Here is an 18,886-nt window from a genome sequence, read left to right as displayed (position 1 = left end):
TTTACTGAGCATAACACTCAGCTGCTAATTACGGTCACATAGTAGGTATGCATCTTATGAAGAACTGCTTATCAAAGATGGTGGAACTATGCGAAAGAATTGCTTATTACATACCACGAGCGCGGCGTACATCTTCGGCAGTGATATCATCGCGGTCAAAAAGATTACCAGCGCGGTCAACCACGTTACCATCACCATCGATATCTAACTCTTCACGTTGAATGGTTTCAGCAATCGTTTCAGTATGACGCTCAGTTGTCTTACCGACATTTACTTCTTCAGAGACATAAGTTTCTTTGTTAACGCGGGCACGTTCCGCTTCTAACTCAACTTCCACGGTTTGGTTGCCATCAATATCGCCGATACGGCGGTCTGTTGGGCGGTCTACATTGGTACGCTGAATATTAGCGTGTTCTTCTTCTAGCTCGACGTCGATATTACGCTCTTCGGTCACCACATGCTTACCGACTTTTACCAAACCCGCTACGATACGATCTTTATTAACTGTCAAGCGCTCTTCTAGAAGCTCTAACGTATTTGGGGCATTATAGGTATGGTCTGCAATTTCCATACGCTCAGCTTCTGGAATGCTATCAGCCACAAATGATTGACGATCTTTTTCATACTGTTCTTTATAGCTGTATTGATAGTCGTGATCGTATACTTCCATCGCTTCGACTTGCGCTTGCGTTAGGCTATCAAAAAATACATCATCACCAACGATACGTGCTAAACCTGCTGGTACCAATACTTCTTTTGAGCTAAACCAACCGCCTGCGTCAACGATTAGATAACGAATGCGACCGGTAGTATCTTCTACTAAAGCGCCTTCTATTTTACCGATTTTTTCTTCATTGACGCCATAGGCCGTTTTGCCTGTTGGGTCATAATAGTCATCACCAATAAGGTCACGGTGAGTCGCTTGGATATCTCTTAAACGAATTAGTTGGCTCATTATTATCTTCCTTTTATATGAGTAAATGTTATTTAATGAAATTAGTAATTATTGTTTTAAAGTAAAATGCGTTAAAAATCGCATTACTGAGAAACTGGTAAGTTGTTGTCTTAAGCCAAGACGGCTCTAGTGGATAGCTAAGTTATCAATCTAATTAATAGCTTTAGTAAATAGCCTTTCCATCAACTTGTTTATATCGTAACAGTGCAGTTTTCAATGAGATATATGAGCAAGGTAGCAAAGTGTGCGCTTGAGGTAAGTGCGTGTAATAGGCTGTAAAACTCACTATCACTATATAAATTTAAGTTAAGGCTTTCTTACAGCAATAAACAAATTTTCGTGATTTATAAGTTTCACGCATAAAAAAACCGCATAGCCAAATGCCATACGGTTTTTAAATACTAAGAAAATCAGTTAACGCTTAGAACTATTAACTCAATATTAAGGTCTTAAAATTTTTTAAGGCGCTAAAATTTAAGAAGTTAAAAGGTTAAATAGCCTAAAACTAAGCCAGTTCAATTGCTACAGCAACCGCTTCACCGCCACCGATACATAAGGTTGCGACGCCTTTTTTGCCGCCCGTACGTTTTAGCGAGTTGATAAGCGTGACTAAGATACGCGCACCTGAACAGCCTACTGGATGGCCAAGGGCACAAGCGCCGCCTTCGACGTTGACTTTAGCGTGCTCGATGTTGAGCTCATCCATCGCAGCCATCGTTACCATTGCAAACGCTTCGTTGATTTCCCATAGGTCGACATCAGCAACTGACCAGCCCGCTTTGTCCAATACTTTCTCAATCGCGCCAACTGGAGCAATGGTAAATTCGCTTGGATGACGTGAATGAGAAGCAGCGGCTACGATACGTGCTTGATAATCTAAGCCTTCCTCTTTTGCTTGTGACTCTTTCATCATCAAAACAGCTGCCGCGCCGTCTGAGATTGAGCTGGCGTTTGCCGCGGTAATCGTACCGTCTTTAGCGAAAGCTGGGCGTAGGGTAGGGATACGCTCCGCATTGGCAAGGGCTGGCTGCTCATCAGTATCGACGCTTTGCTCGCCTTTACGAGTTTTGAAAGTAACTGGCGTAACTTCATCTTTAAAATGACCATCTTTAATGGCTGTCAACGCACGGTTAAGCGACTCAATGGCAAAATCATCCATTTGCTCACGCGTATAGCCTTTTTCATTGGCCATTTCTTGGGCAAATTGACCCATCAGCTTACCAGTTTCAGCGTCTTCTAGACCGTCTAAGAACATATGGTCTTTGACTTCTTTATGTCCCATGCGATAGCCGCCGCGCGACCCTGGCATAATATAAGGAGCGTTGGTCATTGATTCCATGCCACCTGCAACTGCCACGTTAAAGCTGCCCGCTTTAATACCATCGTGCGCTTGCATGACCGCTTTTAGACCTGAACCACAAAGTTTATTAATAGTAACGGCGCCCGTTGCATCATTTAGACCTGCTTTACGCATGGCTTGACGAGCAGGGCCTTGACCAAGACCGGCGGTCAAGATACAGCCCATGATGACTTCATCAATATTATCAACGCTTACGCCTGAACGCTCAACAGCGGCTTTAATAGCAGCAGCGCCCAATTCTGTGGCGCTCATGTCTTTAAGTGCGCCTTGAAAGCCGCCCATTGGAGTACGTGCGCCGTTTAAAATTACAATTGCATCATTTGACATTATTCTTCTTCCCTTTTAAGTTTTGAAACGAAAGTGCTATTTTTAATCATTAAAATAAAACAGTTAAGCTAAAGCCATCCGCTTAGGTACTAATAGCGGTCTGGCTTAATGAGTCATACAGCTTAAGCGCTGGATAAATTACGCCAGCTCATCTAAGCGGATACGCACTACTTTATCAGTAATAGTATCGAGCTTTTCTATTTTTTCAATGGCAATATTCATCTGACTTTCAACCACAGGCAGCGTCAAGATAATTACCGGTACTTGACCAAGTTTATGGGCAGGTTTTTGTAAAATGGCATCGATATTGATACCCGCATCGCTTAAGATGCGCGTGATATCAGCCAATACCCCAGGATTGTCATGCGCATGTACACGCAGATAATAACCGGTAATCATTTGCTCAGCGCGTAAGATAGGCGTGTCTGATAATTGTTCTGGAATAAAGGCTAGATGTGGCACATGGTGACCATTCGTGCTTTCATTGTTGCTATCTTTACTACCAAGAACACGAACCAAATCCATCACATCAGCCATCACCGCAGAAGCAGTTGCACCGGCACCTGCGCCATCGCCGCAATAGAGCGTTTGTCCAAGCGGGTGAGAATTGACCAGTACCGCATTTTTGACGCCATTAACGTTGGCAAGTAGGGCATTTTGTGGAATAAGCGTCGGATGGACGCGCAGCTCAATACCCGCCGTACTATTGTCACCTGAGCCATCGCCTTCACGGCGTACAGCAAAGCCTAGATGCTTGATGCGATAGCCAAGCTCTTCAGCGTAGTTGACGTCTTGCAAAGTAATAGCAGTAATACCTTCACAGTAAACTTTATCAAACTGTAGTGGAATACCAAAGGCAATAGAGGCAAGAAGGGCGAGCTTATGAGCAGCATCAATGCCTTCAACATCAAAAGTCGGATCGGCTTCGGCATAGCCAAGCTCTTGCGCCTCTTTCAATACATCGGCAAACGGGCGACCTTTATCACGCATTTCGGTCATGATAAAGTTGCCAGTACCATTAATGATACCTGCTAACCACTCAATCTTATTGGCAGCAAGGCCTTCGCGCATGACTTTAATAATTGGAATACCGCCTGCCACTGCTGCTTCATAAGCAACATGGACATTGTGGGCTTCCGCAAAGGCAAAAATCTCATTGCCGTGTTCAGCGAGCAGGGCTTTATTGGCGGTGACCACATGTTTGCCGTTTTTGATGGCATGCATAATCACGTCTTTAGCCAACGTCGTACCGCCAATCACTTCGATGACAATATCGACATTGTCACTGGCAGCGGCTGCCATCAGGTCACTGTTTTGAATAATGTTCGGGTCGATATCATCGCGCTGACGACGGGTACCGACTTCGGTAATCACAATATCGCGTCCGCTACGGCGTTTTAACTCATCTAAATTATCATTAATTAGGTTGATCACGCCCGTTCCGACGGTGCCGAGACCAAGTATCGCTAGTTTGATGGATTTGCTCACAGTATCCTCAAGAGATTATAGAGTTGGATAAGAATGCTTCTATACAGGCTCTTACATAAAAACGCTGGTATAAAAGGGTTGATATAAAGAGTGCTGATATAAGGAAGAACGGTGTAAAAATATACGACTAATATCGCCAAGCGCTTTATCGTATCATACCGACAAGCGCTTGTGGCGTCTACCCAAACTCACTGTCGCCAAAGTCAATAATATCAGGGCAAACGATTAGCTGGCATCAATCGCTGTTTGTGCCAATTGTGCAGCCGGTAAATAACCACCGATTTGCTGTCCAGACTCGGTAAAGATAGCGGGTGTACCACGAACGCCCAGTGCCATACCAAGCTCGATTTGCGATTTTACCGGACTATTACAGCTAGGAGCTTGGACGTTAGCGCCCATTTTTGCCTGATTCATGGCGGCAATACGATCTTCGCTACACCAGATAGCTTCCATCTTTGGGATACTGCCTTCGCTGCGCGGCCATGCCAAATAACGCACTTCAATACCACGCGCATTGATGTCATCTATCTCTTCATGAAGCTTGGTGCAATAAGGACAATCGGCATCGGTAAAGGAATACACGACAGATTTGGTTTCGCCTTTAGCAGGATAAATAATCATGTCTTTTTTGTCGACTGCTTTTAGCGCTTCTTGCGCGGTTTTGGCAACCAAAGCGCCACTGATATCAACCGGTGCTTCTGCGCCAACGGCGATAATTTGCCCTTGGATAATATGTTTACCAGATTTATCAGTAAAGAAAGACGGTAAGCCCGATGCCGTTACCCAATAAATATCTTTCATGTCCGTTGGTACGGCTGAAAGAATGTTTTCTTCAATGCCTGAAGCTTTTAAGTTTGCTTGTAAGGCTTTTACCACTGCTGAATCGTTATCGGCTGCCACCTGCGCGGTACTAACTTTGGCTTCTGCACTATTGACGATGCCTGTATTACTGGTTGCATCAGCCGCATTATTAGAGCAGCCCGCCGCAACCACGACTAGCAACGCACCCATCATCATATGAGATAAAGGCTTGCGAGAAAATGTATCATGAATAGCGGTAGTTTTAGAAAAAGAACGTAAAAACATAGGGTGTTCCTTTAGGCAGTCGTGCCTAAGCAAGATATAGATATAAAAAAGAGGGCAGTAAAAAATGTGTAAACGCTTGCCGCATATTCACTAGATTTTGTTATCAGGGCGATATATTGCAATGGTGATATACAATTTATTGATAATAAAAGATAAGTGGCAATAGCTGTCATATTAGCATATTTTTATAAATAACCACTAAAGGTGAGTTTTAGCATTATCAAATCTACAATTTATAGATAAATGTTACAACAAGAGAAATAAAATACATTTGCACTATTTCATCTCGGCTTATGTCTAGGTAGGCTACTATTTATAACCGTTTCTTATAAGCTATCTCTCAATTAAACTATATCCCAATCATTTACTAAAACAATTTTTCTAATTTTCTAAGGAGCCCATATGGCAGGTGCCAGTTTATTAACCCTACTTGATGATATCAGTGTGATATTAGATGACGTGTCGGTCATGACTAAGGTCGCCGCCAAAAAAACCGCGGGGGTGTTGGGTGACGATTTAGCGCTTAACGCTGAGCAAGTGTCGGGTGTCAAAGCAAATCGTGAGCTTCCAGTAATTTGGGCGGTCGCCAAAGGCTCATTTATCAATAAGCTTATTTTGGTGCCAGCGGCAATTCTTATTAGTGCCATTTATCCGCCTTTAATTACCTTTTTACTTATGTGTGGCGGCTTGTTTTTGGTTTATGAGGGTGCTGAAAAAGTCATTCACCGATTTTGGCCGCATGCCATACCTGATGATGAAGAACAAAATGCACGCCGACAAGCCAACGCCGATGAAACGGTCGATTTGGTCGCCTTTGAAAAAGAAAAAATCAAAGGGGCGGTACGTACCGATTTTATTTTATCGGCAGAGATTATCGTCATCGCGTTAGGCGCGACGGCAACGGCTACTTTGTTACAGCGCAGCTTAGTGCTGTCTATTTTAGCCATTGGTATTACCGTTGGTATTTATGGTTTGGTCGCCGGTATCGTTAAAATCGATGACGTGGGCCTACATATGATGGAGAAAGACGGCAAGTTTACTCAAAAAGTCGGTAAGGTTTTATTTGCGGCAGCACCTAAATTGATGAAGTTTTTGTCGATCGCTGGTACTTTGGCGATGTTCTTAGTCGGTGGTGGTATCTTGGTACACGGTATTAATTTTTTACACCATGAAGTTGAAGATATCGCCCATTTAACGGGCATTTTTGAGAGCTTTACCACGGCGTTATTAAATGGTGTTATCGGCTTTATTATTGGTGCTGCTATCGTTGCTTTGTTGACGGTGATTAACAAAATACGCAATAAAGACGCGACTTCTGCACATTAAGCTTATTCTCAAAAACGCTGAGTCTTCAAAGTTTTGACTACTAATGGGTCGTATTTATAATAAGCACTGTTGATAAAAACCGCTATTGATAAATAACTACATTGAACAAGATAAAGCCCCAAAGTTGCTAAGAACTTTGGGGCTTTTACATTTTCTGAAAGACTATTTATAAAAGGCGATTAGCTTTCGCTATCAGTATCGTCAGATTCTGATTTTTCCGCCTGCGTTGGCTTCTTATGCTCAGTCTTCGGCTTACGCGTGCGCGCCTTAGGTACTTTTGGCGTGGTTAAGTTAAACATGCCTTTTTGTGGCAACAGTTGCTCAGCCACATTTTCAATCATGTTTTTATAACTGGCGATGGTTGTTTTTGACTTCGCTGCTTGAATTTCTTCTTTTGTCGCTGGCTCTGATACTTGTTCAGTTGGCTCAGGCGCTTGCTCAGTTTCGCTTTGCTCGACATCAGAAACGCTGGTTTCAGTATCAGCATCTTCTGCTGCTTTAACGTCTTCCGCCTTCACTGCTTCAATATCAGATTGCGCCGCGTTTCCTTCTTCTAGTGCTTGCTCAACCTTTAACAGCTGCTCACTATCGGCGCTGACATCGTCTGTCTGACCTTGATTTGCAAGCGCATTTGCTTCTACTTTATGGGCATCTACATGAACATCGACGTCGCTGTCGGCTGCTAAAGCGTCATCTGCAGGCGCTTCAGACGTGGTAACTACAGCTACTTCCTGATAGCCAGGATGCTGACCGCGTGGGTCGTTGCTTGCGCGCTTGCTAATAGCGCGTGGTTCAACGGCTGTTTTACCTTGCGCGGCGGCAAACTGACTGACCGCTTGCGTCATCTTCTCAAAGCGGGCGATATAATCTGCTGCTAAAGGTTGATAACCATAGTTGCTAAAGTTGAAGTCTTGATTAGCAGCTTCGCCAGTCACTACTTTAGGCTCATTACTGCTATCGACTTTAACCTTGTCCTCGTCAGTAGTAGCGGCTTGAGCTTGCTCAACATGCAAGGCAATAGCAGCATTAAAGCAGTTGATAACACCCTCTGCTGCTAAGCGCGCTTGCGCCTCTGGTAGCGTCGCACGGATAAACTCACCAACCGTACCACGGATAGCTGGTACGTTTACAGCGGTTGGCTTGTCTTGCTGATTTGCCTGAGGCATTTCAGCGACCGATTTTTTAGTTATCGGTGTTTGAGCCTGCTGACGACGTACCAGACGTGGGTCATTGCTGGCTTGACCAAACTTATTGGCCGTCACGTAACGCTTGGCAAACAAGGCGTCATGGTTAAGCTCAAACGCTGGTTGCTTGCTGTTGCTGGCATCGTCAGCCTTAGCATCAGTAGCAACATCAGAAGCGGTTTCCTGAGCTTTCTCTGTAGCTACTTCATTTTCAGCAGTGACATCTACTGGCTTTTGACTTTCAGCAACCTTTTGACTTTCAGCAACCTTTTGGCTATCAGCTGGACGGTCAGTTTGAACATCACTGCTGTTAGACGTTGCTTGCTCATCTGCACCTGCTTCTTTAGCAGCAACTTTTTTAGCGGCGACTTTAGTATCGTCTACAGACTTAGCATCAGACATTTGCACCTTAGCTTCAGTAGCGCTTGGTTGTGCTTGGTCGGTTTTTGGCTCTGCTATTTTTGCTTCTTCTAGATGAGCTGCATCACTGTTAACAGCTTCAGCTGTATCAACTTGCTTACTGTTTTTTTCACTGTTATCAACCGAGTCACGGCTGTTTTTAGCAGCTTGACTGTCAGTCTTTTGCTCAACAGCTTCCGGCTTATCCGCATTTTTCGGAGTGCTGTCTTCCTGACTTGCTTTCTGCTTATCAGCTTCATTGCTAGCTTTCTCAGCGCTTTGCTTTTCAGGTGCTTGGCGAGTAGCTGTTACAGATTTACTGTCATCTAAGGATAAATGTACCACTTCTGGCGATTTGAGTTCCGTGGCTGCTTCATTGACCTGTAATATAACTTCATTAGGGTCTTGATTGCGGCGTGAGCTGGATTGGCTTTTGCCATTGCCACTATTAGCCTCTTTAGTGCTTTGCTGTGCATTGTCAGCGCTTAACGTCTCACCGCGCTCAAGTTTGCCGCGTGAGTGACGTTGGCTATTTGATTTACGCTTAGCACGAGTTTGCTCGTCTGCAGCATTGGCGCTTTTGTCATCAGCGTCGGTGCGCTCATGACGTTCATTGCCTTTGCTATTTCCGTTGCTCTCATTACCATTGCGAGCGCTGTCTTGACGATTATTACGATTACGGTCGTTAGGGCGTCTGTTATCCTGCTGACGTTTATCTTGGCTGTTCGATTCTTTGTTATCAGCGCTACTGCTGCTGTCTGTCGTATCGTCAGCGACGTTATCACTCGTTTCATCTGACGGCTCTTTTCTTTGGCGCGTCTTAGAAGGGCGTGATTTACGTGGCTTACGTCTTCTTCTTTCTTCAGCATCGTTATTGTCATCAGCTGTGTTGTTAGACGTCTGCTGACGATTGGCGTTTGACGGCTGATTATTGGCTTGTTGATTGCTCTCTTGCGGCGCAGCTGTAGCTTGATTGTTATCAGTAAGCACACTGTTATCAACTTGCCCAAACGAGCCTAAGCTTTGGGCGCCTGTATTGACCAGTGCTTCAATAGCTTCAGCGGCATCACGACTACTGACGCTATGAGTGGTCTGTGCCTGCGGCGCTTGTGCAAATAAATTGGACAACCAAGCAACGGCTTGCGGTTGGGCAGCAACAGGAGCAGTTTGGGTTACTACTGGCGCAGCTGTAGCCACAACAGCCGGTGCACTTTGTGTCGGCGCTTGTGTTTGCGGATGTGTCTGCGGCGCCCGCGCTGATGAAACATTGCTAGCATTGGTATTGCTAGCATTGGTATTGCTACGATGGTCATTACTATGACTGGTCGTATTCTGCTGCTGGCTCGGCGCACTTTGCTGGGTATTGGCGCTTGTATGCGCTTGACTGTTGTTACTGTTATTATTACTGCTGTTATCGGCTATTTGGCGTGGCTGGCGCGTCGGCTGCTGCTCAGGACGCTCTTTTTCAGCGGTTTGCCAGTCAACTTCATAACCCAAATCGCTATGTTCTTGAGCTGTATCCGTAATACGTTCATAGCTTGATGGGGCAAAGCCGTCACGGTTAAAGTGCAGCTTAAAGTTTGGCGATTCTAAATGTGCATGCGGCAAAATGGTAATACGCGTACCACTGTCTTGTTCCAAGTAAACCAAGGCATCGCGCTTTTCATTTAATAAGAAAGCAGCGATATCAGTCGGTACTTCTGCCTGTACTTCACCTTGACGTTCTTTTAAGGCGATTTGCTCAATTTGACGCATAATAGATAGTGACAGCGAACGCAAATCACGAATCATGCCATTACCATGACAGCGCGGGCAGATATAGCCAGTCGATTCTTCTAGTGATGGACGCAGACGCTGACGGCTCATTTCCATCAAACCAAATTTAGAGATATCACCAAACTGTACGCGGGCGCGGTCATATTTGGTCGCATCAACCAAACGTTTTTCAACTTCTTTTTGGTGTTTATTGTCATTCATATCGATGAAATCAATGACAATCAAGCCGCCCATATCACGTAGACGCAATTGACGAGCAATCTCATCGGCGGCTTCTAAGTTGGTATGATAAGCAGTTTCAGCAACGTCTGAACCTTTGGTCGACTTGGCGGAGTTAATATCGATAGACACCAAGGCTTCAGTCTGGTCAATAACGATTGAGCCACCTGATGGCAAACGTACTTCACGCTGATAGGCCGTTTCGATTTGTTTTTCGATATTAAAGCGTGAAAACATTGGCTCATAATCGGTGTATTTACGTAGCTTTTCAGCTTGTTTTGGCATCACCGCGTCGATAAAACCTGCCGCTTCGATATAAGCGTTTTCGTTATCGATCCAAATCTCAGCAATATCATCACGTAGATAATCACGCACGGCGCGCGTCACGACGCCAGCTTCTTGATGCACCAAACGCGGTGAAGGATATTTTTGATTTTGTTCTTGAATAGCTTGCCAGATATTAAGCAAGTGGTTTAAGTCATGCTGCAAGTCTTCTTGGGTTTTGCCAATACCAGCAGTACGAATGATAACGCTCATGCCTTTTGGCAAATCTAAGCTGCCAAGCATACGCTTCATATCTTCGCGCAATTTCCCCGAGATTTGACGTGAAATACCGCCGCCACGAGGGTTGTTCGGCATTAAAACCAAATAACGACCTGCTAGTGACACATAAGTTGATAAAGCCGCGCCTTTATTACCACGCTCTTCTTTTTCAACTTGGACGATGAGTTCGTCACCTTCTTTGATCAGTTTTTTGATGTTTTCATCGCGTGGATTGCCGCTTAAATATTCAGCAGAAATTTCACGAATCGGTAAGAAGCCTTGACGCTGTGAGCCATATTCGACAAATACCGCTTCAAGCGAAGGCTCGACACGGGTCACATGACCTTTATAAATGTTGGATTTTTTTTGTTCGCGGGTACGGTTTTCTAAATCGAAATCATAAAGATGATTGCCTTTACAAAGGGCAACACGAATTTCTTCGTTTTGAGTAGCGTTGATTAAAATGCGTTTCATATTGGTATCCTATGAGTACGCAGAACAACGACGAGACAGGCTTTAGGGCAGGGTGGCAAGTGTGGCTAATAATACAATTAGCCTGAGCAGACGTTAATGAGCGGTAGAACGTAAAGCATAAATGCAGTTAAGCGCGCGGGCTTTTCGCAATCGCTTTTTGACCTAAAATGTATTAGCGATAAGGTATGCTAATGTCGGTAACATTCATATAGATAAGATAGGGTGTAAGGCTACTATCTATAGAGTTATTATGAATAGGCTTGTTCTAATGATTAATGCAGGAGCAAGTTAGTGGTCTTTTATTAGCAGTCATCTTATCCAGTTTGAGGGTCAGCGCACGTTGTAAGGGTGGCGGTGGATAATGACTGAGAGTCAAGAGGTCACAGGTACTAAAAAAGCATCGTGCTGTCACAGTAATCAATCAAGGTCTAGCAATAATATCGCTGTCATTAAGGACTATTATATAAGTGTTATCGTATAAAATAGTGCCGTGCAGCGGTTATCCTTTTAGGTGAAGCAATTGGTCATTCTTTATTTATCGTTCTTTTGGGTATAACGTCAGTAATATCTGGGGTGTCTCAAAGCTAGGTGGCGCTGCTTTCGTCATCAGCGGGGCGTACTTGGCAAACAGAATAAATGACCGGCTTATCGGCACGGTGTCTCTTGTCTATTCTACTTATCGTCCTCTGTTTGACCACCAATACTCAGGCAGCTATCGACAATCAGTTAATGATGCTCGATTCTGGCTCTAAACGACCCATACTTGCTCATCTGCGCGCCTAAAGGACTGGATGATAAATAATTATGTATGATCATAAATAGTTATCAAGGCAAGTCGTGGTTATGCGGTAGTGAGTAAATGTTATGTTGTTATCGTTTGATAAAATTGTTTTAACAATCTATCAAAGCGATGTTGTCTAATGTCACAATATTCTGTAATGATAAACAATCTTATGCTGATAACTTATCTGGTACTAATACTGTTTTGTACTAATATAAATGTCAGCGTTGTTCTTACAATTTATGGGGCATTATAGGGTATATCAAGGGATATAACACCCTTAAAATCAGATGAAACACACAAGCTTGGCAGATTTTATAGCAGGCAGCGCTTAACTAACCAGTACTGACCAGCAGTAAAAATGGCGCTATACTGTCTGTAACAACGATGAATTATTGTCGCAGCCTCTGCTTAATTGGCGCTCAACATGCTAAACTATAGCAAATCTTTATGTAAATACCTAACTAAAAATGACAAACGACAAAATGACAAACGACGAACCTATCCACGAAGCTCCGGCTATCTTTAATAGCAAAACGCGCCCGCAAAGTGCCGATGACGAAATTAGTAACTTTGAAAAGGTCAACTACCTTGAAGTCACTCGCCATCAGCATGATCAGCGCTTGGACAACTTTTTACTCAATCGTCTAAAAGGCTTGCCTAAACCGCATATCTATAAAATGATTCGCTCTGATGAAGTGCGCGTCAATAATAAGCGCTGTAAAGCGCATGACAGATTACAGCGTGAAGACGTCGTACGTATTGCGCCTGTTCAGCTAGCCACCCGTGATAAACCTATTATCAGTACCGAATTTGCCAAGAGTTTATTGGCACGTGTGGTCTACGAAGATGAAGGTTTAATCGTATTGAATAAACCATCGGGCATCGCCGTTCATGGCGGTAGTGGTTTAGATTTTGGCGTTATTGAAGCCATGCGCGAAGTGACGGGCAAAAAGTACTTAGAGCTGATTCATCGTATCGATAAAGATACCTCAGGTCTGCTGATGATTTCTAAGAAACGCTCAGCGCTAAAAGCCCTACAACAGCATCTGGTCGACAAGACTATCCAAAAGCACTATCTATGTATCGCCAAAGGTCAACCTGCACTGAACGAGCAGCGTATCGATGCGCCATTATTGCGCTATACACTGGCTAGTGGTGAGCGCCGCGTAAAAGTAGATGCACAAGATGCGCAAGCTAAAGAAAGTCAGACAGATATTATCGTTCATGGTCGCTTTATGCTGACCAATCAGCCAGTCAGTTTGATTGAAGCTAAGCCACTGACCGGTCGTACTCATCAAATCCGTGTGCATTTGGCACATATTGGTCATGCTATCTTAGGTGATGATAAATACAACGTGCATGACAAGTCTGGCGTGCATCGTCTGTGCTTACATGCGTGGCGTTTGGACATTCCCGGCTATGAGAGCATTACTGCGCCATTACCAGATGAGATGGTAGCTTGGTTACCAGCAGACATTAAACTACCTGAATAAGCTTAAAGGACTGATATTCCATTCTCAGTTTTTATATTAATATTCAGTATGAAGCACAAACGTCACAGTGACTTATAAGGGCATGTTTTAGCCAAATAAGTGACCGTGACGTTTTCACATCCGCCATTTACGATGAATCGTTAAGGGTTAGTCCATGACAACAGCATCACTCGCTCATACATTAGCAACCGCTAATACTTCTAAATTAGCAGCCGAGCACCACTTAGCAGACAAAACGCTGATTATTTTTGATTGGGATGGCACTTTGATGGATTCGATTGGCTTAATCGTTGAGTCAATGCACGTAGCAGGCGAGGCGCATGGCTTTACCACCACCGATCAGGCCGTGAAAGACATTATCGGCCTGAGTCTAATGAATGGCATTGAGATTTTATATCCGCAAGCAACCGCTGCGCAAAAGCTAGCCATTCAGCAAAGTTATGCGGATTATTATATTCCAAACAGCCATCGTACGCCGTTCTTTGCGCCTATCGAAACTATGCTGCAAACCTTGCAACAGCAAGATAAGCAGCTTGCGGTCGCCACTGGTAAGAAAAGAAAGGGTTTAGATCGGGTATTAGATGGTTCTGACAGTCATCATTATTTTGCTATCACGCGCTGCGCTGATGAGTCGGGCTCAAAACCTGACCCACAAATGCTGAGTGATATTTTAGACCATACCAAGCAGCCCATCTCGCAGGCGGTATTTATCGGCGACAGTATTTATGATATCCAAATGGCCAACCGTTTGGGCATGACCAGTATTGCGGTCAATTATGGTACGGCGTCGAGTAGCGAGCTTGCCGCCGAGCAGCCAACTTATCAAGTAGATACCCCGCAAGCATTAGCTGAGCTATTGTGTGCTTAAATAAGCATTCGTTTAAATGGTAAAAGATGGTCATAAAAATCAAAAAGGGTTTATCGTTATTAGCGATAAACCCTTTTTGGCTGAAACTGTGACTGGTTAAAAACTGTAACTGACAAAAATCGTGACTGGCGAAAATCGTGACTGGCGAAAATCGTGACTGGCGAAAACCATGAGGTTTACTTGCCGTCTTATTCAGTACTGTCCTTTTCAACATTATCTTGTTCAGCACTATCTTTCTCAACATTGCCTGTTTGAGCAGCGTCCTTTGCAATCGCGTCTTCTAGCTCAGCACCTTCTAGCAAAGCAAAAGAGGACTCAATAATTTTATTGGCATCCAGCTGATACTCATACCAGTTGCCCATGACGCCTGCCAGCTCATCAAGCCCTTCTTTTCTTAACGCTGAAAATAGCTGAATGGTACAGTTTAAGCCCAATTGCTTCAGCCTTTTACGAGTATTTAGTAGTGCGTTTTTGGAAGCACCATATTTAAGCTTATCGGCTTTGGTCAGCAAGATATGCACCGGCAGATCACCATCTTTTGCCCAATGCAGCATTTGCTCGTCAAAGAACTTCAGGGGATGACGGATATCTGACATCAGCACCAAACCTGCAAGGCTTGAGCGCGATACGAGATATTCCTCTAACTCAACCTGCCATTCTTTTTTCATCTCAAGCGGTACGGCCGCATAACCGTAACCGGGTAAATCAACCAAACGTCTATCACTATCGCCAATACTAAAAAAGTTAATCATCTGCGTACGGCCAGGTGTCTTAGACGAGCGTGCTAACTGACGCTGATTGGTCAGTGCATTAATAGCGGATGATTTACCAGCGTTTGAACGTCCAGCAAAGGCAATCTCTAGCCCAACATCAGGTGGACAAAGGCGAAAAGTTGGCGCAGACATTAGAAATTCAGTTTGCTGAATGCGTTGACGGGCTTTGGTATTAAAATCCGCGTGTTCAGCGGCGACATCTTTGAACGGGGTACTCATAAGTGACTCATTAATCTTGAAAAATTGGATACGGTAATAAAAGTTTTTGAATTAAGCAGTGCTTACAGCAGCGTATGGAATAGGTGCGCTGGAAAAATAAGACTTCAATCATATAAGGGTTTTAGGATACCGCCTATTCTATACTATTACGGCGCTTAGTTATTGAAATAACGGCCATTACCCTTATATTAATTACATCCTATTGGCGACATAGCCTTAAAATAACTTTCAAGTAAATCGGCTCTTAGGGCAGTCTTCTGCCTCATTAGCAGCCGTTAACAAAGCTAAACTATATTTATATATATTAATACGACATATATTGTTACAATCTTTAGTCAGACAGATTGAATGAAAGACGTTTAATAAAATTATTGATTAAGCGAATGAAGAAACGATGTGAGGTGTCCCATGTTCTCAATCACCACAACAGTTGCCAAAAGCTATCGCTTATTAGCCAGTACGGCAACCGCGCTCATAATTGGTGGTACCGCGATGCTAAGTACTGCCAGTGCGGCTGATATTGCAACGTCCTATAATAACTCATGTGCCGCTTGTCACGATAGTGGCGCGCTCAACGCCATTAAAAAGGGCGACAGTGCCAAATGGCAACAGCTCATCAAACAAAAGGGCATGCCAGCGCTGATTAAATCGGTGAAAAGTGGCATGATTCAAATGCCCGCCGGTGGACTGTGCACAGATTGCAGCGATGATGATTACCGTAAGCTCATCGAATATATGAGTAAATAGCGTTCAACCCGTGCATAGGTCTTGTCTAAGTATAAAGCTATCCATCATTGTTTATAAAAATATATAAGGCGCAAGGTTGCTAAACCTGATGCGCTTTTTTGTTTTTATGAAGTAGGTGATTAGGATATGAATAGAAAAAATCCCCAATGCTACGATTAAGTAGGCAAATAGTAAAAAGTCTTGCTATAATAATCCAAAATAAACCCTGATATTAGTAAGTACTTTCGGGCTGCTTGTGATAAAGACCGCAGAATATATGGCTTAGCTGGCTAAATGATGGCTCTGTATATCTTTCGTCTTTAAATAATACAATCATGCTAGATAATGCTTACGCCGAGTTAGTAGGATTTGTATCAATGAAAAAGTTAATCGCTGCCGCCAGCTTATGTGTTGCAAGTTTCAGCGTACAAGCTGCTATCACTGTTCCTGAATATGATCTTAACGCTGGTAAACAAGTCGCCGAAACGGTCTGTGCTGCTTGTCACGGTGTTAATGGTGTGAGTCCTATACCAGCCCAGCCAAATCTTGGCGGTCAAAACGTGAAGTACTTATACAAACAATTGGTTGATTTTAAATCGGGCTATCGTAAAAACGGTATCATGCAATCACAAGTTGCCAATTTATCTCAGCAAGATTTGGCCAACGTGGCAGGATATTATGCGAGCCAAAAACCTTGGGGTGTAGCATTCGGTAATCCTGCAACCACACAAGAAGCGACTAAGCTGTTTTTAGGCGGCGATAAGACACGCGGTGTCATCGGTTGTGCAGGCTGTCATGGTCCAGATGCAGCGGGTAATGCTTGGGCTGCATTTCCACGTTTAGGTGGACAGCATGCTGAATATATCGCTACTCAATTAAAGCTTTTCCGTGCGGCTGGTCGTGTAGATGATATCGACAGCGATGAGCAAAAACGTGTCAACGATGCGGCAAAAGAAGGTGAGATGGGCATGATGCAAACCGTTGCTTCAAAACTGTCTGATCGCGATATTCGCATCTTGTCAGATTATGTGAGTGCTATCCACTAATTCGTTGCATGTTTAAATGAAATACTAACTTATGTACTTTCATGCAGCCGTTATGCTTTAGCTATTAAACCCCGATTTCGGGGTTTTTTTATAACTGTTAGTCCTTATATAATTTGCATAATCTTTTATACAACTTGTACAAGGTAAGTCGCCTGTATACACAGCTATATATAAAGCTAATAGAAACAATATCGGCGCTTATCAGGGCTTTATATCATTAAATGTTATTCACTTTGAATCGCTTGGATTTAAATTATGATGATTCGCTATGCTTCTTGCTTTATCGCCGCGCTGCTACCGCTACTACTGTTTCGTTGGTTTGCGCCAGCATCCATAGGTGAGATCGATTTCTGGTTGCTTTGGCTGTTAGCCATGGTGCTGGTCTCATTACCGGTCGTTTATGCTGAGATAGCCTTGGCCTATCGTAGTGCGGAGGCGCCTTTAGCGGGTATGCAAAAGCTCACGCGTGAGGCAGATGCCAGCTCTTTATGGCGCGGTTTTGGTTGGCTCGCCGCATTGGTGTCTATTATTATTGCAGCGTTGGTCATATCTGGTGCAAGTACTGGTATTTTAGCCGCTCTAACCGAATTAAATAGCGCGCCTGATGTGCCAAGCTTTGCCATTGCGGCAGGCTTAATGGTCATTGCTGTCTTATTGAGTTTACTGGGCGTCGCACCTTTGCCGATTGGCTTGGGTTTAATGCTGATAGGCTTACTGCTAGGAGTGGCAAACGGTTTACCAAATGTTGCTTTTGCGATGACCGATGTTAGCTTAAGCGAGTGGGCACGTGCTGTTGCCTTGGCGTTAGTCAGTGTGGGTGCAGGTACTGGCTTATATTGGTTTGGTCAGCATTTAGTCAGCAAGCAAGCCGTTACTGCGGTCGGGGTGGATAATCATAACGCCCAAAGACCTTCTCGTCATCATGCTACGCAAGAATATCGGGCAACCAAGCTTGTCCTACCGATTTGGATATTACAGCTGGTGGTTGGTGTTGTCGCATTATTTATCAGCGGTATGGCGTTGCCACCGATTGGGCAGTTACTGTATTGGGTCGGCGTATTGTTTGTGGCCAGCTACTTACTACACTATAGTACGCAGCAATTGGCGCATAAATTTGGCTTATTGGTCAGTGTGCTCTTAACCTTTGTAATAGCCCTGCTGCTAGTAGTTGCGATACCGACCAATTGGCTGGTTGGCATTTTGGTGATTATCAGTAGTATCGCCGTGTTATTACTGTCGGTTTTTGCCGGTTGGCAGATGAAAATCAGCCATTTGCGTAAGTCTTTAAACTTTGGCAATGAAGCTTTTTATAACTTATGGCGGGTTGCGATACGCTTGATTGTGCCATTGGCATTACTGTTAGCGTTAATCGGTTGGGTAATGCAGTGGTTAAGCTAATGAATGCTGCTAATAACCATGTAGCTAATAATCATGCAGCTGATAACGGTGAAGCTAGCAACAGTGAAGCTAACATTAATATGTCTCAAGCTGAACAAGCCAATTTGATGACGGTATATCTGGCGTATGCCGAAGAAGCAGAGCGTCAGCATTACCTAACCGTTAAAGTCAGTCAAGGTACTACTCTATATGAGGTATTGGCGCAAGTGGGTTGGCTGACACAGTTCGAAGAGCTGGCAAGATGGTGCGAACAAGTGGCTGATATGACGACGCCAACGGCTAAGCGTTGGCGTGTCGGGGTATATGCGCAAAAGCAGCCACTAAATTATATATTGCAGCCTTTTGATCGGGTAGAGGTATATCGCAGCTTAAGCGCTGATCCTATGTCTCAGCGCAAAAATAAATCTCGGGGTTAACCGTCAGTCGCTATAATTTGCTAGCT

13 protein-coding genes are annotated in these 18,886 nt (G+C 44.0%); 7 read left to right on the top strand and 6 right to left on the bottom strand.

Annotated features, from left to right (window positions below; genetic code table 11):
- Positions 1-106 precede the first annotated feature (106 nt).
- From QJS82_RS10695 to QJS82_RS10680, 4 genes are all read right to left on the bottom strand, one after another.
- The gene (locus QJS82_RS10695) at positions 107-955 is read right to left on the bottom strand and encodes a PRC and DUF2382 domain-containing protein (RefSeq protein ID WP_281490463.1); all 849 of its coding nucleotides are present in this window, start codon (positions 953-955) and stop codon (positions 107-109) included.
- A gap of 505 nt (positions 956-1,460) precedes the next feature.
- Complete coding sequence (locus tag QJS82_RS10690; RefSeq protein ID WP_281490462.1) at positions 1,461-2,642, bottom strand: thiolase family protein; 1,182 nt, start codon at positions 2,640-2,642, stop codon at positions 1,461-1,463.
- 138 nt (positions 2,643-2,780) lie between these two features.
- A complete protein-coding gene (locus QJS82_RS10685; protein ID WP_281490461.1) occupies positions 2,781-4,130 on the bottom strand; it encodes a homoserine dehydrogenase in 1,350 nt (449 codons plus the stop codon).
- Positions 4,131-4,355: 225 nt separating this feature from the next.
- Entirely contained in the window at positions 4,356-5,216 is an 861-nt protein-coding gene (locus QJS82_RS10680) for a DsbC family protein (protein ID WP_281490460.1), read from the bottom strand.
- Between the two features lie 402 nt (positions 5,217-5,618).
- On the opposite strand from QJS82_RS10680, the gene QJS82_RS10675 reads away from it, so the two are divergent.
- A complete protein-coding gene (locus QJS82_RS10675; RefSeq protein ID WP_281490459.1) occupies positions 5,619-6,542 on the top strand; it encodes a DUF808 domain-containing protein in 924 nt (307 codons plus the stop codon).
- 179 nt (positions 6,543-6,721) lie between these two features.
- On the opposite strand, the gene QJS82_RS10670 is transcribed toward QJS82_RS10675, so the two are convergent.
- The gene (locus QJS82_RS10670) at positions 6,722-11,137 is read right to left on the bottom strand and encodes an Rne/Rng family ribonuclease (protein WP_281490458.1); all 4,416 of its coding nucleotides are present in this window, start codon (positions 11,135-11,137) and stop codon (positions 6,722-6,724) included.
- Positions 11,138-12,403: 1,266 nt separating this feature from the next.
- Between QJS82_RS10670 and QJS82_RS10665 the strand changes: the two genes are divergently transcribed.
- Positions 12,404-13,414 carry an RluA family pseudouridine synthase gene (locus QJS82_RS10665; protein ID WP_281490457.1) on the top strand — a complete coding sequence of 337 codons (1,011 nt, stop codon included), beginning with the start codon at positions 12,404-12,406 and terminating at the stop codon, positions 13,412-13,414.
- A gap of 154 nt (positions 13,415-13,568) precedes the next feature.
- The gene (locus tag QJS82_RS10660) at positions 13,569-14,282 is read left to right on the top strand and encodes an HAD family hydrolase (RefSeq protein ID WP_281490456.1); all 714 of its coding nucleotides are present in this window, start codon (positions 13,569-13,571) and stop codon (positions 14,280-14,282) included.
- Between the two features lie 188 nt (positions 14,283-14,470).
- Here the strand turns inward: QJS82_RS10660 and yihA are convergent, their stop codons facing one another.
- On the bottom strand, positions 14,471-15,274 hold the full coding sequence (yihA, locus tag QJS82_RS10655; protein WP_281490455.1) for a ribosome biogenesis GTP-binding protein YihA/YsxC: 804 nt from the start codon (positions 15,272-15,274) through the stop codon (positions 14,471-14,473).
- A 408-nt stretch (positions 15,275-15,682) separates the two neighbouring features.
- Here yihA and QJS82_RS10650 point away from each other — a divergent pair, with 408 nt between their 5' ends.
- The 4 genes from QJS82_RS10650 (at position 15,683) to QJS82_RS10635 (ending at position 18,860) form a co-directional block, all read left to right on the top strand.
- Positions 15,683-16,021 carry a c-type cytochrome gene (locus tag QJS82_RS10650; RefSeq protein ID WP_281490454.1) on the top strand — a complete coding sequence of 113 codons (339 nt, stop codon included), beginning with the start codon at positions 15,683-15,685 and terminating at the stop codon, positions 16,019-16,021.
- A 356-nt stretch (positions 16,022-16,377) separates the two neighbouring features.
- A complete protein-coding gene (locus QJS82_RS10645) occupies positions 16,378-17,046 on the top strand; it encodes a c-type cytochrome (RefSeq protein WP_281490453.1) in 669 nt (222 codons plus the stop codon).
- A gap of 255 nt (positions 17,047-17,301) precedes the next feature.
- A complete protein-coding gene (locus QJS82_RS10640) occupies positions 17,302-18,444 on the top strand; it encodes a hypothetical protein (protein WP_281490452.1) in 1,143 nt (380 codons plus the stop codon).
- Positions 18,444-18,860 (top strand): RnfH family protein, encoded by a 417-nt coding sequence (locus QJS82_RS10635; RefSeq protein WP_281490451.1) that lies wholly within the window; start codon positions 18,444-18,446, stop codon positions 18,858-18,860. The genes QJS82_RS10640 and QJS82_RS10635 overlap by 1 nt, the downstream gene beginning before the upstream one ends.
- Positions 18,861-18,886 lie beyond the last annotated feature (26 nt).

The organism is Psychrobacter maritimus (assembly GCF_029953575.1).
Classification (GTDB): Bacteria; Pseudomonadota; Gammaproteobacteria; order Pseudomonadales; family Moraxellaceae; genus Psychrobacter; species Psychrobacter maritimus.
The sequence above is the reverse complement of the archived record's forward strand: the minus strand, read 5'-3'. Positions and strand labels throughout refer to the sequence as shown.